This is a genomic window from Yersinia mollaretii ATCC 43969 (assembly GCF_013282725.1).
GTDB lineage: Bacteria > Pseudomonadota > Gammaproteobacteria > Enterobacterales > Enterobacteriaceae > Yersinia > Yersinia mollaretii.
The window spans coordinates 1,275,282-1,291,930 of record NZ_CP054043.1; the positions used below are offsets into that span (position 1 = coordinate 1,275,282).

Consider the following 16,649-nt stretch of genomic DNA (forward strand, 5'->3'; position numbering starts at 1 on the left):
GCTCGCTCAGGCCGCTGCACAGTTCAGACACATAAAGCAAGATTATCAAAATTAGCGATAATCTGCTCCAGCGCTATAGCTTCACACTCATTTTCCAATACAAAAACTGGAGAAAATGCGCCCCAGTAAGTCATCCGAGCTAAATTCACCGGTAATTTCACTCAATGACTGTTGTGCTAAACGTAACTCTTCTGCCAGTAACTCACCAGCGTAAGCGCTTACTAACTGCTCGTGGCCCTGCACCAGATGTTGTGCGGCAGTTTCCAGCGCCTGCAAATGGCGGCGGCGTGCCAGAAAACCCCCTTCAGTATTGCTGGTAAAGCCCATGCTCTGCTTCAAGTGGTTTCGCAGCAGATCAATACCTTCGCCTGTTCGGGCGGATAAGCGAATGAGTGAGTGACCATTCACTTCCGTTAGCCCTAGCGTCTCACCAGTGATATCTGCTTTGTTGCGCACTACAGTGATAGGGAGTGTTGAGGGTAAACGCGCCATAAACTCCGGCCAAATCGCGGCGGGCTCAGTGGCATCAGTGGTGGTACCATCAACCATAAACAGCACTCGGTCAGCCTGTTCTATCTCATTCCACGCACGTTCGATACCAATGCGCTCAACTTCGTCACTCGCTTCGCGTAAACCGGCAGTATCAATGATATGCAGTGGCATCCCATCGATATGAATATGTTCCCGCAATACATCACGGGTGGTTCCTGCAATATCGGTGACAATTGCCGCTTCACGACCTGCTAACGCATTGAGTAGGCTAGATTTACCGGCGTTAGGGCGGCCGGCAATCACCACTTTCATCCCTTCGCGCAGCAAACTGCCTTGGCGGGCTTCAGTACGCACCTGCTCCAGCTCGGCCATTACGCCGTTCAATTGACCTTCAATTTTGCCGTCGGAAAGGAAGTCAATTTCTTCATCTGGGAAGTCAATGGCAGCCTCAACGTAGATTCGCAGGTGAGTAAGTGCTTCCACCAATTGATGGATGCGAACTGAAAACGCCCCCTGTAATGAGTTCACCGCCGAGCGCGCAGCTTGCTCTGAGCTGGCGTCAATCAGGTCGGCAATCGCCTCTGCTTGCGCCAAATCCAGCTTGTCGTTGAGGAATGCGCGCTCAGAGAACTCACCTGGGCGAGCAATGCGCAGCTCTGGCAGGGCTAGAATGCGTTTTAACAGCAGATCCAGTATCACCGGGCCGCCGTGACCTTGCAGCTCCAGTACGTCTTCGCCTGTGAAGGAGTTCGGGCCGGGGAAGTAGAGAGCAATACCTTGATCTAGCGTGCTGCCATCGACGTCTTTAAACGGCAGATAATCGGCATAACGGGGTTTGGGTAATTTACCCAAAACTGCCTGCGCGACGGCGGCGGCGGCACGACCTGAAACACGTAAAATACCCACGCCACCCCGGCCTGGCGGCGTTGCTTGTGCGACGATAGTATCAGTGGCGCTCATGGTTATTTCTCTCTTTAACGTATTGTTTTTGCACAAGCCTGAATCACTAAAAATCAGGCTTCTGTAAAAAGAATAAGGCGGTCATATTGACCGCCTTGATACCCTGCTAGCTTGACGTCACAGCGTGGTTAGCTGTTTTCTTTCACCCAAATCATTGATTTGAGATTCGTTCGTTGGCTGTCTCGCTACAACGCCAATTAATGGGGTATCTATCCTACTAAGACTGTTTTTTCTTATCGCGGCTGTGTAAGCCACGTTTTTCCAGACCACGATAAATCAACTGTTGTTGCAGGATGGTCACGAGGTTACTGACGATATAGTACAGTACCAGACCTGCCGGGAACCACAGGAAGAACACAGTGAAGATAACAGGCATGAAAGTCATGATCTTCTGCTGCATCGGGTCAGTCACGGTGGTCGGTGACATCTTCTGAATGAAGTACATGGTGATACCCATCAGAATTGGCAGAATGTAGTACGGGTCTTGTGCTGACAGGTCATGAATCCACAAGATGAATGGCGCGTGGCGCAATTCAACCGAGCTCATCAACATGTAATACAACGCCAGGAAGATTGGCATCTGAATGACCAGCGGTAAGCAGCCACCCAGTGGGTTAACCTTCTCTGCTTTGTACAGCGCCATCATTTCTTGACTCATACGCTGCTTATCGTCGCCGATACGCTCACGCATGGCAGCCAGTTTCGGCTGTAGCAAACGCATTTTCGCCATCGAGGTGTATTGCGCCTTCGTCAGCGGGTACATGATACCGCGCACGATAAAGGTGATAACAATGATGGAGAAGCCCCAGTTGCCGACAAAGCTGTGAATGAATTTCAACAGTTTGAACAGTGGCTGAGAGATAAACCATAACCAACCATAATCAACTGTCAGGTCCAGATGTGGTGCGATAGCCGCCATTTTGTCCTGAATTTCCGGGCCAACCCACAAGGTGGCACCCAGTTGTTTCTGCTCACCCGGTTGAATCACGACTGGCATACCTTTAAAGCCGATAGCCGCCAGACCGTTACCCAAATCAGCAGAGTAGAAGGTGTTGGTTTCGTTGGCCGCAGGAATCCACGCCGTGGCGAAATACTGCTGCAACATCGCAACCCAGCCACCTTTGGTGGTGATGTCTAATGTTTTGTCTTCGATATCACTAAAGCTGTATTTTTTATATTTAGTGTCATCAGAAGAGAATGCCGCTCCACGATAAGTATGCAGCGCAAAGTTATTGCTGCCGGTATCACGGTGTTTAGGCAAGTTAATGCTTTGTTTCAATTGACCAAACAGCGTCAGTTCCAATGGGGCATCTGAGGCGTTTTTAACGTGATAATCCACGCCAATGGCGTAATCGTTACGTTTTAGCACGAAAGTCTTGGTGAAAACGGAGCCGTCTTTGCCGGTGAAGGTCAATGGAATGCGCAGTTCATCCTGACCATCTGCTAATACAAAGCTGGTCTGTGGGACTTCAAACAGCGGGCGCTCACCATTCGCTGGATTATCCGGGCCGCTTTTGCCTGTCAGACCGCTTTGCGCCTGATAAACGAAAGCTGGTGTGGTTTCCAGTAATTCGAAAGTTTTGTCTGAACCCAGAGCATCCGGGTAAGCCAGCAGGTTAGCCTGCTCGATGTCACCGCCACGGGTATTAATGGTCAGAGACAGCACATCAGTTTTGACAGTAATCAGTTGACCCTGACCACTGGCTGGCACGGCCTGACTTGCTTTATCACCGGGAGCAGTATTCGCAGTCTGTTGCGTGGTCTGGGCCGTGGATTGTGGATTGTTATCCACTTGCCAGGCTTGCCAGATCATGAAAGACACGAACAGCAGAGCGATGAGTAGAAGATTGCGTTGCGAATCCATCGTTAGTGTTCTCTGTTATCGTCGGGTTTCGGCGGCACGGGATCATCGCCACCTGGGTTCAAAGGGTGGCATTTTAATACGCGTTTCAGTGTTAACCAACTGCCTTTTATCATGCCAAACCGGCGCAATGCCTCAATTCCGTAATGAGAGCACGTCGGATGGAAACGACAACGCGGCCCCAACAGCGGACTTATCACGAGCTGATAGCCCCTGATTAGCCCGATCAGGATGCGGGAGCCTGGCGACAGTGGCGACGCCATAATTTTTCCAAAGCTTCCGTCAACGCACGGTTATCGAGGTCAGCCACACCTTTTTTCACCAAAACGACAAAATCCATAGACGGCAACGTGTGCTGATGCAAACGGAAGCTTTCGCGGGTTAGGCGCTTTATCCGATTGCGTTCATGAGCACGTTTGACATGTTTTTTGGCGACGGTAAGACCGATGCGGGGATGCCCCAGCTCGTTCAGGCGGCCGAGGATGGTGATTTGCGGCGTGCCAGCCCGTAGTGGCTGCTGGAAGACGAAAGTGAAATGACTGGGAGTTAACAAACGTAACTCCCTAGGAAATGCTAGCTTAACCACTGAGATGGTTAGCTTTTATTACTTAGAAACAGTCAGACGAGAACGGCTTTTCGCACGACGGCGAGCCAGAACTAGACGACCATTTTTGGTGGCCATACGAGCACGGAAACCGTGGCTACGGTTGCGCTTCAATACGGACGGTTGGAAAGTGCGTTTCATAGCGATTTCTACCTAAACTTAAAATAATTACTGATTCAGTAAACGCGTTTGGCTGCTCGGAGTGAAGACACCGACGCCTCAATCGCAACATATAAAGAAGCGGGATTGTAATAATTGTACAGTCCTGAGTCAATTGACATTGCGCACGCCCGCACAGAAGTTTTCTGTATCGGGAGTTTACCAAGAGCCTGTCCGTGTTTACTGCTGGTCTCTTTTTGACCGAGGCCATCAAGATAACAGTCATCACACGTAGGGGTGAAGATTATACGGACTCCCGAATAAATCGCAAGGATCGCCGTGAGATCCTTTATGGAATAATGAGGATCAGTTGCCGGAAAAGGGGAAGGTGATACCAGTATAATCTGAAATATTTTGGGATCCTTGACGATGAGGGGCACGAAAAGCTGTGCGCTGGGTTACACTCCTAACAGAAGTTATGCCCTGTGGATAAAAAGGATCTAATCTGTGAGGAAGGGGAGGATCTATTGCTCCTTTTGCGCTATGATCCGCCATTCCGATCGCATCTACTACTCTGGGATCACTACTCCGGGATCGTGGGGAGATGTTAGTCGTAAAAACAACCGAAAAACGGTTCGCATGTCACCTTGGCTTGCTACAGGCCATATTGGCGTGTGTCAAAAACGATGAGTTGCAAAAATCCTGATTTCTTTCTTTTATTGATCTTGTTCGAGTGGAGTCCGCCGTGTCACTTTCGCTTTGGCAGCAGTGTCTTGCCCGATTGCAGGATGAATTACCTGCCACAGAATTTAGTATGTGGATACGCCCCCTACAGGCGGAACTGAGTGACAATACTCTGGCGCTTTACGCACCTAATCGCTTTGTACTGGACTGGGTCCGTGATAAGTACTTAAACAACATCAATGGCTTACTTAATGACTTTTGTGGCAGCGAGGTTCCCTTACTGCGTTTTGAAGTTGGGAGTAAACCCGCAGTAAGAGCGGCACACAGTCATCCAGTCACCGCCAGCGTTAGCGCACCTGTCGCTCCGGTTACCCGTAGCGCACCTGTGCGTCCGAGTTGGGATAGTTCGCCTGCTCAGCCTGAACATTCTTACCGTTCGAATGTTAACCCGAAGCACACATTTGATAACTTCGTTGAGGGTAAATCGAACCAATTGGCCCGCGCAGCAGCACGTCAGGTAGCTGATAATCCGGGAGGTGCGTACAACCCGTTATTTCTCTATGGCGGTACAGGCTTGGGTAAAACTCACCTGTTACATGCTGTGGGGAACGGCATCATGGCTCGTAAAGCCAATGCCAAAGTGGTTTACATGCATTCAGAGCGTTTTGTGCAAGATATGGTCAAAGCCTTGCAGAACAACGCGATAGAAGAGTTTAAGCGCTATTATCGTTCGGTTGATGCACTATTAATCGATGATATTCAGTTCTTTGCCAATAAAGAACGTTCGCAGGAAGAGTTTTTCCACACCTTTAATGCCTTGTTAGAAGGTAATCAGCAGATCATTCTGACGTCAGATCGCTATCCAAAAGAGATCAATGGTGTAGAAGATCGTCTGAAATCGCGGTTTGGCTGGGGCCTGACGGTGGCGATTGAGCCTCCGGAACTGGAAACCCGTGTCGCGATCCTGATGAAGAAAGCGGATGAAAATAATATTCGCTTGCCGGGTGAAGTTGCGTTCTTTATTGCCAAGCGTCTGCGTTCCAACGTCCGTGAGCTGGAAGGGGCATTAAACCGTGTGATCGCCAATGCCAACTTTACTGGGCGGGCAATCACCATAGATTTTGTTCGCGAAGCGCTACGTGACTTACTGGCATTGCAAGAAAAGCTGGTGACTATCGATAATATTCAAAAGACTGTCGCAGAATATTATAAAATCAAGATCGCTGACCTGCTCTCCAAACGGCGTTCCCGTTCGGTAGCCCGTCCACGCCAAATGGCGATGGCACTGGCAAAAGAGCTAACCAACCACAGCCTGCCTGAAATCGGCGATGCGTTTGGTGGCCGCGACCATACCACGGTGTTGCATGCTTGCCGCAAAATTGAACAATTGCGCGAAGAAAGTCATGACATCAAAGAAGATTTCTCTAACTTAATCAGAACATTATCCTCCTAGCGCTATGAAATTTATCATTGAACGTGAGCATCTGCTAAAACCGCTGCAACAGGTCAGTAGCCCGCTGGGTGGACGCCCGACATTGCCTATTCTGGGTAACTTGTTGCTGCAAGTGACGGAAGGTTCTTTGCGCCTGACTGGTACTGATCTGGAGATGGAGATGGTGGCTTGTGTTGCCCTGTCCCAGCCCCATGAGCAGGGTGCTACGACGGTACCCGCAAGGAAGTTTTTTGATATCTGGCGTGGTTTGCCGGAAGGGGCCGAAATTACCGTCGCATTAGATGGTGATCGCCTGCTGGTGCGCTCTGGCCGCAGCCGCTTCTCGCTATCCACCTTACCGGCGGTAGACTTCCCGAATCTGGATGACTGGCAAAGTGACGTTGAATTCACTTTACCGCAAGCCACCTTGAAGCGTCTGATTGAGTCCACTCAGTTCTCGATGGCCCATCAAGATGTGCGCTATTACTTGAACGGCATGCTGTTTGAGACCGAAGGCGAAGAGTTGCGTACTGTCGCGACCGATGGCCATCGTCTGGCGGTATGCTCAATGCCGATTGGTCAGACGCTGCCGTCACATTCAGTGATCGTGCCACGTAAAGGCGTGATGGAGCTGGTGAGATTACTCGATGGTGGTGATACGCCACTGCGTCTGCAAATTGGCAGTAACAACATCCGCGCCCATGTCGGTGATTTTATCTTCACCTCCAAGCTGGTTGATGGCCGTTTCCCTGATTATCGCCGCGTATTGCCGAAAAATCCGGACAAAACGCTGGAGGCGAGCTGTGATTTGCTGAAACAGGCTTTTGCCCGGGCAGCTATCTTGTCTAACGAGAAATTTCGCGGCGTTCGGCTCTATGTTAGCCAAAACCAGCTCAAGATTACGGCCAATAACCCTGAGCAGGAAGAAGCAGAAGAGATCCTCGATGTCAGCTACGACGGGACGGAAATGGAGATCGGTTTCAATGTCAGCTATGTGCTTGATGTGCTCAACGCACTGAAGTGTGAAGATGTGCGCCTGTTACTGACGGATTCAGTCTCCAGTGTGCAGATCGAAGACGGAGCCAGTCAGGCAGCAGCCTACGTTGTCATGCCAATGCGTTTGTAATATTTATCGGGCTATCTTACTTGCCCCTTTGCGATTGGGCAGTGCTCGCCATCCTCACGTACATTAAGTACGCTCCGGTGGCTGTGCGCTGGCCGCACGCAAAGGGCCTGCGACGATAACGCCCTTGATAGTTCGATTACTTTGATAGTTCGATAATGAAGAAATTTGCAGCATGGCTTTGACGCGTTTACTGATTAAAGATTTTCGAAATATCGAATCGGCAGACTTGGCGCTGGCGTCGGGTTTTAATTTTCTTGTCGGCCCCAACGGCAGTGGAAAAACCAGTGTGTTGGAGGCGATTTATACCTTGGGTCATGGCCGTGCTTTTCGTAGTTTGCAGGCTGGGCGAGTGATTCGTCACGACTGTGCCGAATTTGTGCTGCATGGTCGGGTTGATGTGAATGAGCGCGAATCATCTGTAGGCCTAAGTAAAAGCCGGCAGGGTGATAGCAAAGTGCGTATTGATGGCACTGACGGGCATAAAGTGGCTGAATTGGCGCAAATGCTGCCCATGCAACTAATTACCCCCGAGGGTTTTACCTTATTGAATGGCGGGCCAAAATTTCGGCGCGCTTTTTTAGACTGGGGTTGCTTTCATAACGAACCCGGTTTTTTTACGGCCTGGAGCAATCTGAAAAGATTACTTAAGCAGCGCAATGCCGCGCTGCGCCAGGTTAGTCGCTATGCACAAATCCGGCCTTGGGATCAAGAAATCATCCCGCTGGCCGAGCGTATTAGCGAGTGGCGGGCGGCATACAGTGACGCAATTGCGGCAGATATTTCAGCCACATGCGCCCTGTTCCTGCCAGAGTTCGCCCTGAGTTTCTCTTTCCAGCGCGGTTGGGATAAAGAGAGTGACTACGGTGAGTTGCTGGAACGCCAGTTTGAGCGTGACAGAGCGCTAACCTATACCGCCATCGGGCCACATAAAGCGGATTTCCGCATTCGGGCCGATGGTACGCCGGTAGAAGATCTGCTATCGCGCGGTCAGCTAAAATTGCTGATGTGCGCACTGCGGTTAGCGCAGGGTGAGTTTCTCACCCGACAGAGCGGGCGGCGTTGCCTGTATCTGCTTGACGATTTTGCTTCCGAATTAGACACCGGCCGTCGTCGTTTATTGGCCGAGCGTTTGAAAGCTACCCAAGCCCAGGTTTTTGTCAGTGCAGTGAGCGCTGAGCAAGTGACCGACATGGTAGGCGAAAAGGGCAAGATGTTCCGCGTGGAACATGGCAAAATAGAGGTTCAACCACAGGATTAAAGATGAGCGAGAAACGTTGATGTCGAATACTTATGACTCCTCAAGTATCAAGGTATTAAAAGGGCTGGATGCGGTTCGTAAGCGTCCGGGCATGTATATCGGTGATACTGATGACGGTACCGGTCTGCACCACATGGTATTCGAGGTTGTGGACAACGCTATCGACGAAGCCCTCGCTGGCCACTGTAAAGAAATTATCGTCACCATCCATTCGGATAACTCTGTTTCTGTACAGGATGATGGCCGTGGTATCCCAACCGGTCTGCACGAAGAGGAAGGGGTATCAGCAGCTGAGGTCATCATGACCGTGCTGCATGCTGGCGGTAAGTTTGATGATAACTCTTACAAAGTTTCCGGCGGTTTGCATGGCGTGGGTGTGTCAGTTGTTAACGCCTTGTCTGAAAAACTGGAGCTGGTCATCCGCCGTGAAGGTAAAGTTCACGAGCAAACTTATAAAATGGGTGTGCCGCAGGCCCCTCTGAAAGTTGTGGGTGAAACTGACCTGACCGGGACTACCGTGCGTTTTTGGCCGAGTTTCGAGACGTTCACCAATAACACTGAATTCCAGTATGAAATTTTAGCTAAGCGCCTGCGCGAGCTGTCATTCCTGAACTCCGGCGTTTCAATCAAGCTGAAAGACAAACGCAATGATAGAGAAGACCACTTCCATTACGAAGGTGGTATCAAGGCGTTTGTTGAATATTTGAGCAAAAACAAAAACCCAATCCACCCGAAAGTGTTCTATTTCTCCACCGTGAAAGATGATATCGGTGTGGAAGTGGCATTACAGTGGAACGATGGTTTCCAAGAAAATATCTATTGCTTCACCAACAACATTCCACAGCGTGATGGTGGTACCCATTTGGTGGGCTTCCGTACGGCGATGACCCGCACGCTGAACAGCTACATGGATAAAGAAGGCTACAGCAAAAAAGCGAAAATCAGTGCTACCGGTGATGATGCCCGTGAAGGTCTGATTGCTGTGGTTTCGGTGAAAGTGCCAGATCCTAAATTCTCCTCACAGACCAAAGATAAACTGGTCTCTTCTGAGGTGAAAACAGCGGTCGAAACACTGATGAACGAAAAGCTGGTTGAGTATTTGTTAGAAAACCCAACTGACGCCAAAATCGTTGTAGGCAAAATCATCGATGCAGCCCGTGCTCGTGAAGCTGCGCGCAAAGCCCGTGAAATGACCCGCCGTAAAGGCGCGCTAGACTTGGCTGGTCTGCCAGGCAAACTGGCTGACTGTCAGGAACGTGACCCTGCATTGTCCGAACTCTACTTAGTGGAAGGGGACTCAGCGGGCGGCTCTGCTAAACAAGGCCGTAACCGCAAAAATCAGGCCATTTTGCCGTTAAAAGGTAAAATCCTGAACGTTGAGAAAGCACGCTTTGACAAAATGCTCTCTTCGCAAGAAGTGGCAACACTGATCACCGCGCTGGGTTGTGGCATTGGTCGGGATGAATATAACCCGGACAAATTGCGCTATCACAATATCATTATCATGACCGATGCCGACGTCGATGGTTCGCACATCCGCACTCTGTTATTGACCTTCTTCTACCGTCAGATGCCGGAAATTATTGAGCGTGGTCATGTCTTTATCGCTCAGCCGCCACTGTACAAAGTGAAGAAAGGCAAGCAAGAGCAGTACATCAAAGATGATGATGCGATGGAAGAGTACCAGATGTCGCTGGCACTGGATGGCGCAGCACTGCACATCAATGCCCATGCTCCGGCACTGGCGGGTGAACCGTTAGAAAAACTGGTGGCTGAGCACTACAGTGTTCAGAAAACCATTGCTCGTATGGAGCGCCGTTATCCGCGTGCTCTGCTGAATAACCTGATTTATCAGCCAACGCTTCTCGAAGAAGATTTGAGCAATAAAGAGGTGGTGACGCAGTGGATTGATTCGCTGGTAGTCTTGCTGAACGAGAAAGAGCAGCACGGCAGCAGCTACAGTTCAGTGGTGCGTGAAAACCGTGAGCGTCAGTTGTTTGAGCCAATTTTACGTATCCGTACTCATGGTGTGGATACTGACTATGAGCTGGACTTTGATTTCATCCACGGTGGTGAATATCGCAAAATCTGTCTGTTAGGCGATAAATTGCGTGGCTTAATCGAAGAAGACGCCTTTGTTGAACGTGGTGAGCGCCGTGTACCAGTTTCAAGTTTCGAAGACGCATTGGATTGGTTAGTGAAAGAGTCCCGTCGTGGTCTGGCAATCCAGCGCTACAAAGGTTTGGGTGAAATGAACCCAGAGCAGCTGTGGGAAACCACAATGGACCCAACCAGCCGCCGTATGCTGCGAGTGATGGTGAAAGATGCCATTGCAGCAGATCAGCTATTCACTACTTTGATGGGCGATGCGGTTGAACCTCGCCGGGCATTTATCGAAGAGAATGCGCTGCGCGCAGCTAATATCGATATCTAATCTGCGGGTAAGATAAGCGACAAAAATCCAGAGCAGGAAACTGTCTCTGGATTTTTTTTGCCTGAATAGAGTGCATTTGGGGTGCTGAGGGGGCAACTATTGTGCGGCACACAGACCTTACTAGCATTTGTGCGCTGAATCGCGTTAGCATGAAGTATTAGTTAAATAAATCTGAGGACCCTATGGCAATTGAATTGATCGCTATCGATATGGACGGCACGTTACTGAATCCGCAGCATGAAATCACACCACGGGTCAAGCAGGCCATTGATGCCGCCCGAGCGAAAGGTGTTTGCGTGGTCTTAGCCACAGGCCGACCTTATATCGGGGTCCAACGTTATTTACGCGAACTGAATATGGAAAACAGTGGCGATTATTGCATCAGCAATAACGGTGCATTGGTCCAAAAGGCCGCCACAGGTGAATGTATTTTGCAGGAAACTCTCAGTTTCGAAGATTATCTCTATTTCGAAGCCTTATCGCGCAAAATGGGCGTCAGTTTCCAAGCTTTTGATTTTGATACTCTCTATACCGCTAACAAAGACATCAGCAAATACACGCTACATGAAGTGTTATTGACCGGTATCCCATTGAAATATCGGGCTGTGGAAGAGATGGACCCGACATTACGCTTCCCGAAAGTGATGATGATCGATGAGCCTGAAGCACTTGACCGCGCATTAGCCATGATGCCCGCCGAGGCTTTCGAGCGCTTCACCATCATGAAGAGTGCGCCGTTTTATCTAGAAATCCTGAGCAAGCGCGTTGATAAAGGGACTGGCGTGAAAATGCTGGCTGACCATCTCGGCATCGCGCAAGAAAATGTGATGGCGTTGGGTGATCAGGGCAATGATATTGCGATGGTTAATTACGCGGGTGTCGGGGTGGCAATGGGCAATGCGATTCCTGAGCTAAAAGAGATCGCGCAGTTTATTACCACCACGAATAGTGATGATGGTGTGGCGGTGGCCATTGAGGAGTTTGTAATTTAGGTTTGGATCACTCGTTTTGGTGATCGGTTCGGTTGTTATAACTTCAGTGTTCACCTTGGCTCTGATGCCTCAACCGCCAAATGGGCCATGAGCGTGGCCCCTTTGGAAACCCGCGCTTCGCACGTATCGCTTGTCCACTGCGTGGATTCCCTCTCTCATCGTTTCGGCTGACGGACCGCCGTGATTCGCTCCTGCTCAAGCACGGCTCGCTCGGCATCCATGCCTCGCGTCCTACCTTCACTCTTCACTCGGCAGCTCAAATGTGCTTTTAAACTTCAAAGTCAAAACCATGATTTTTAGGTCTTGGGTCTTGGGTCTTGGGTCTTGGGTCTTGGGTCTTGGGTCTTGACCTTGAGCGCAATCAGAAAAATTGCCGACAAAGTTTGCGGGCCGAATGAGCCGCATGGACGCGGCGAAAGGGGCTGTCGAGCTGGGAGCGAGTCAGCGCCGGTTCGATAAGCCGGCAAGCTGTAGGAGGGAATGGCGAAGCCACAATATTTCGCGCAAAGGCGCGGGTGTTGGGCCGCCGCCCTGCGGCCCGACTCGGTTGAGGCGACGCAGGTAAAGTGATCACCGAACGAATATCAACCGAAACCAGATCCAGTCCTCAACCGAAACCAGATCCGGTCATCTGTTGAAGTATCAGAGCTAAAGTAAACACTCAAGCCTCAACACAAAAAACCGGAGCTACCTCCGTAGCAGACAATCGATCACCAAATTCACGCCCCCAAAATCCCCTTCACTATCTGCACATCCTGAACCCCTAACCCGGTTAAATCTGCCAAGGTTAGCTGTTGATCATTGTCCCTGAAAGAGGCATTTTCCGCCAAAACAGTCCCTATCTCAGTCAAGTTGTGATGGGCCAAAAGTCGTTGCTGAAATGCGGATGAAATTTCCCCAAATTCAGTGCATTGCGCCCATGAGTCCACCAGGATTTTATCAGCCTTCGCCACCAATTCTGGTGCCAGTTCGTGTTTGCTCGCGCCATCTGCGCCAACGGCGGTAATGTGTGTGCCAGTCTGAATATCCGCAGCTTGCAAAATCGCCTCTCGGCTGGGGGTGGTGGTGACAATAAACTGGCAGTGGCTGGCTAATTCTGCGGCACTTTGCGTGGTATTGACCTCAAAACCTTCCGCCTGAGCATATTGCCGATACTCCTCTAATGCGATTTCACTGCGGCCCCAAACCCATAGCTGGCGGCATGAAATCACACTTTTCAGGTACATCAGATGCAACCGCGCCTGCATACCTGTGCCGACGATGCCGATGGCGTTGATATGTTTGGGGGCGCAAAGTTCGGCAACAATACGCCCGGCCAGCGCAGTGCGCAGTGCGGTCAGCCAACCCTCATCAAGCAAAATGGCTTGTGGCTCACCGGTTTGGGCCGAAAAAGCCATCATCAACCCCTGATTACTGGCTAGCCCTTGCGCTGGATTATCATAAAATCCACCAGAAACCTTCACCACGAACTGTTCATCGCCCTGTAGATAGCCACTTTTGATGCAACAATCACCATTGGCTTGCGTAAAGAGTAAATGCTGAACGGGCGGCATCTGTACCCGCTGTTGGCTAAAAGCAATAAAACCCTGTTTGAGCAGCAACGTGATGGCATCGGCATCGAAACGGTCGAGAATTTGTTGTTTGTTGAGGATGATCATTCGCCAACGGCTCCCAGATATTTTTCCAGCACAATGTTTTTCCCGCACAATACCACCGCGATCTTCTTACCTTGCCATTGTGGGGCCAGCTTCAGGGCTGCGGCGAGTGCCACACCCGCCGCGCCTTCAATCATCCAGCGGTCAGTGCGGGCAATCAGGCGCATCGCCTCTTTAATCTCCTGTTCGCTGACCAGCACTTTCTGATCGATTAACTGCTGGCAAAGCGCGAAGGTGATTGCCTCTGGCTCGACCCCTCCAGCCGTGCCGTCTGACAGTGTCTCTTGCTCTGCCACTTCCTGAATCTGCCCATTTTGCAGGCTGGTGTACATGCTGGTGGCATTGGCGGGCCAGCAGCCAATAACCTGTGTCTTATCAGCGAGTTTCTTCAGCACGGTTGCGATGCCAGAGATCAGTCCGCCACCGCCGACGGCCACAAATACCGCATCAAGATCCGGCTGTTGCTCAACCATCTCCATACCACAGGTACCTTGCCCGGCAATAATTTGCGCATCGTTATAAGGGGAAATATAGATTTTTCCTTGCTGCTGCGCGGCGATACCGGCGGCTAACTCCGCATTTAAGGCATTTCCCGCTATCAGCTCAATGTGGCCGCCGAGTGCGCGAATGGCTTCCAGCTTGATAGCTGCCGCCTGTTCCGGTGCATAAATAGTGGATTTGACCCCGGCTAATTTTCCTGCCAGCGCCATTGCCTGACCATGATTACCGGTGGAGGCCGTGATAACCCCCTGCTGGCGCTGCTCATCTGTTAATAACCGCAGCTTATTGCTGGCACCGCGAAATTTAAAAGAACCGGTGTGTTGCAGATGCTCACATTTGAGATAGACCTCGCAACCTGTGTGTTGTGACAGTAGTGGGCTGTGATCCAGTGGTGTCACTCTCACTTGTGGCCGCAATGCTTGGTGGGCTTCTTTGATGGCATCAAATAGTGTATTCATGTCGGTTCCTTAAAATTCTTCAGCGTTTTTTTATACTTTTCAACTGGTTGTAAACAGTGGCACGGCCGATGCCAAGGATTTTTGCCACGTAGCCCGCCGCATTCTTGCCGTTAAATGCCCCTTGTTGATAGAGCGTTTCAACCAGCATTCGGCGGCTAGCGTTGTTCAGTGTCGCCAGTGTGAGTTGCTGCTGTTGCAGCCATTGATGGATATAAGTATTGATGCGCTCCTGCCAATCATCTTGAAACAGCACATCAGGCTGTGGTTGGAGTTGATGGCCTGATAGAAACTTATCCAGCACGGCTTTGGCACTTTCAAACACCGTAATATCCAGATTGATGCACAACAGCCCGATAGGTTGCCCCTGATCATCCCGCAGCACAGTGCTGATGGAGCGCAACTGACGACCATCCCAGTTACGCTTTTGGTATGGGCCGATCACCTGTGAATGCGGGTCAAATTGCAGTTCACTGAGATTGGAGTCCTCGCCTAATTCCCGCTGTGAATAGTTATTGGCGATATAGACCAGCGACTGGCTGGCTAAGTCGTGAATGGCGACCTCCGCATAGGGGGAGAAAAGCATGGCGATCGCATCGGCAATCGGTTGGTAGCGGCTAAGCATAGATCACATCATTTAGAATAAAAAATCCATATTAGACTTATTATTCTAAATATCTACCTATAATGTCGGCTCTGTCCAACATTGCCATCAGTGGGTTTACCTGAATCGGGTACGGGCAGTGATATAATCTCTATAAATGATTTCGCCCGTTGTATCACCGGAGCCAGCATGATTAGCCAGAAAGATGCCCCTTGTCAGGAACAGCAACTCACTTTTGATCCCAGAGGGCATCAGCTCACCAATATCAATGTTTGGACGCCGGACAGCCAGTGGCTGGTGTACGACGTGCGGCCCAATGGTGGGATGTTTAGCGGCTTAACCATTGAGCGGGTTAATTGTGTCACCCGTCATATTGAGGTGATCTATCGCGCTCAGCATGGCGCTCATGTCGGGGTGGTGACGGTAAGCCCTGATCTGCCCGCGCGTTATGTGTTTATCCACGGGCCGGAGTATCCAGACAGTTATTGGCATTATGATTTTCATCATCGGCGAGGGGTGATTGTTGCTGAGCCGGATAGAGAGCTGGCGGTGACACTGGATGCCCTAGATATCACCGCACCTTATACGCCCGGCGCTTTGCGTGGCGGCACGCATGTTCACGTTTTCAGCCCTGACGGTAGCCGCCTTAGCTTTACCTACAACGACCATGTGCTGCATGAATTAGATCCCGCGCTGGATTGCCGCAATGTCGGTATTGCTCTGCCGCTGCATGGAGTTAATCCGCCGAAGCATCACCCCCGTGAATACGATGGTAGCCACTTTTGTGTGTTGATCAGCCGCACGACGCCCACACCACAGGCGGGCAGTGATCAAATTAATCGCGCTTACGAAGAGGGGTGGATTGGCACGCAGGGGTATCTGAAAGCAGACGGCACCCGCCAGCGCTGGGCGCTCGCTTTTATTGGCGATACCCTTTCAGCGCAGGGTGAGAAAATCCCAGAAATCTTTATTGCTGATCTGCCTGAGCAGGATCGAGACTATGCCCGTGCGGGCGATGCGCCGCTTGAGGGGACGCCAACTACACTGCCTGCACCACCTGCGAGTGTCAGTCAGCGGCGTGTCACCTTTACTGCTGAGCGCCGCTTCCCTGGTCTTGCTACCAGCCCGCGCCACTGGCTACGCGCTTCACCTGATGGCAGTGTCATTGCTTGCCTGATGAAAGATGAAAAGGGTGTTGTGCAGCTATGGCTAGTCTCGCCAAATGGCGGTGAACCACGGCAATTAACCTCGGGTCAGTGGGGGATTCAATCCGCTTTTAGCTGGCATCCACAAGGTCATAGTCTGGCGTTTGTTTGTGATAACAGCGTGATGCGGTGTGATAGCGAGAGTGGCCAACTTCGGCGGCTGACGGTGCGTAGTGCCATCGCTCCATTGGCGGACGCGGTGGTGTTTTCACCGGACGGCACCCAAATTGCATTTATGCGGGAAATAGATGGGTTAGCTCAAATCTTTACCGTAAATGCGGATTAGA

The 16,649-nt window shown here is 50.8% G+C and carries 14 protein-coding genes; 6 read left to right on the forward strand and 8 right to left on the reverse strand.

Annotated elements, in window-relative coordinates; translation table 11 throughout:
* Positions 1-87: 87 nt before the first annotated feature.
* The 5 genes from mnmE to rpmH form a co-directional block, all read right to left on the reverse strand.
* Positions 88-1,452 (reverse strand): tRNA uridine-5-carboxymethylaminomethyl(34) synthesis GTPase MnmE, encoded by a 1,365-nt coding sequence (gene mnmE / locus HRD69_RS05580; protein WP_004875693.1) that lies wholly within the window; start codon positions 1,450-1,452, stop codon positions 88-90.
* Positions 1,453-1,669: 217 nt separating this feature from the next.
* Positions 1,670-3,316 carry a membrane protein insertase YidC gene (gene yidC / locus HRD69_RS05585; RefSeq protein WP_032814796.1) on the reverse strand — a complete coding sequence of 549 codons (1,647 nt, stop codon included), beginning with the start codon at positions 3,314-3,316 and terminating at the stop codon, positions 1,670-1,672.
* A 2-nt stretch (positions 3,317-3,318) separates the two neighbouring features.
* Positions 3,319-3,576, reverse strand: coding sequence for a membrane protein insertion efficiency factor YidD (gene yidD, locus HRD69_RS05590; RefSeq protein WP_032906726.1), 258 nt, complete (start codon positions 3,574-3,576; stop codon positions 3,319-3,321).
* Complete coding sequence (rnpA, locus tag HRD69_RS05595) at positions 3,540-3,899, reverse strand: ribonuclease P protein component (protein ID WP_032814795.1); 360 nt, start codon at positions 3,897-3,899, stop codon at positions 3,540-3,542. The genes yidD and rnpA overlap by 37 nt, the downstream gene beginning before the upstream one ends.
* An 18-nt stretch (positions 3,900-3,917) precedes the next feature.
* The gene (gene rpmH, locus HRD69_RS05600) at positions 3,918-4,058 is read right to left on the reverse strand and encodes a 50S ribosomal protein L34 (protein WP_019212655.1); all 141 of its coding nucleotides are present in this window, start codon (positions 4,056-4,058) and stop codon (positions 3,918-3,920) included.
* A 703-nt stretch (positions 4,059-4,761) separates the two neighbouring features.
* On the opposite strand from rpmH, the gene dnaA reads away from it, so the two are divergent.
* The 5 genes from dnaA (at position 4,762) to yidA (ending at position 11,942) form a co-directional block, all read left to right on the forward strand.
* Entirely contained in the window at positions 4,762-6,153 is a 1,392-nt protein-coding gene (gene dnaA / locus HRD69_RS05605) for a chromosomal replication initiator protein DnaA (protein WP_004875690.1), read from the forward strand.
* Between the two features lie 4 nt (positions 6,154-6,157).
* Positions 6,158-7,258, forward strand: a complete 1,101-nt coding sequence (gene dnaN, locus HRD69_RS05610; protein ID WP_004875689.1) for a DNA polymerase III subunit beta — start codon at positions 6,158-6,160, stop codon at positions 7,256-7,258.
* Positions 7,259-7,430: 172 nt separating this feature from the next.
* The gene (gene recF, locus HRD69_RS05615) at positions 7,431-8,516 is read left to right on the forward strand and encodes a DNA replication/repair protein RecF (RefSeq protein WP_004875688.1); all 1,086 of its coding nucleotides are present in this window, start codon (positions 7,431-7,433) and stop codon (positions 8,514-8,516) included.
* Between the two features lie 19 nt (positions 8,517-8,535).
* Complete coding sequence (gene gyrB / locus HRD69_RS05620; protein ID WP_004875687.1) at positions 8,536-10,950, forward strand: DNA topoisomerase (ATP-hydrolyzing) subunit B; 2,415 nt, start codon at positions 8,536-8,538, stop codon at positions 10,948-10,950.
* A 182-nt stretch (positions 10,951-11,132) separates the two neighbouring features.
* Positions 11,133-11,942 (forward strand): sugar-phosphatase, encoded by an 810-nt coding sequence (gene yidA, locus HRD69_RS05625; protein WP_004875686.1) that lies wholly within the window; start codon positions 11,133-11,135, stop codon positions 11,940-11,942.
* A gap of 719 nt (positions 11,943-12,661) precedes the next feature.
* Here the strand turns inward: yidA and HRD69_RS05630 are convergent.
* Genes HRD69_RS05630 through HRD69_RS05640 form a run of 3 tightly spaced genes read right to left on the reverse strand, consistent with a single transcriptional unit; the run spans position 12,662 to position 15,178 of the window.
* Positions 12,662-13,600: an ornithine cyclodeaminase family protein gene (locus HRD69_RS05630; RefSeq protein WP_032815488.1), complete on the reverse strand. Its 939-nt coding sequence runs from the start codon at positions 13,598-13,600 to the stop codon at positions 12,662-12,664.
* Entirely contained in the window at positions 13,597-14,556 is a 960-nt protein-coding gene (locus HRD69_RS05635) for a threonine/serine dehydratase (protein WP_004877606.1), read from the reverse strand. Before HRD69_RS05635 ends, HRD69_RS05630 begins: the two co-directional genes overlap by 4 nt.
* Before the next feature lie 19 nt (positions 14,557-14,575).
* On the reverse strand, positions 14,576-15,178 hold the full coding sequence (locus HRD69_RS05640) for a helix-turn-helix transcriptional regulator (protein ID WP_004877604.1): 603 nt from the start codon (positions 15,176-15,178) through the stop codon (positions 14,576-14,578).
* A 168-nt stretch (positions 15,179-15,346) separates the two neighbouring features.
* Between HRD69_RS05640 and HRD69_RS05645 the strand changes: the two genes are divergently transcribed.
* On the forward strand, positions 15,347-16,648 hold the full coding sequence (locus HRD69_RS05645; protein ID WP_032815486.1) for a YidR family protein: 1,302 nt from the start codon (positions 15,347-15,349) through the stop codon (positions 16,646-16,648).
* Position 16,649: the final 1 nt, after the last annotated feature.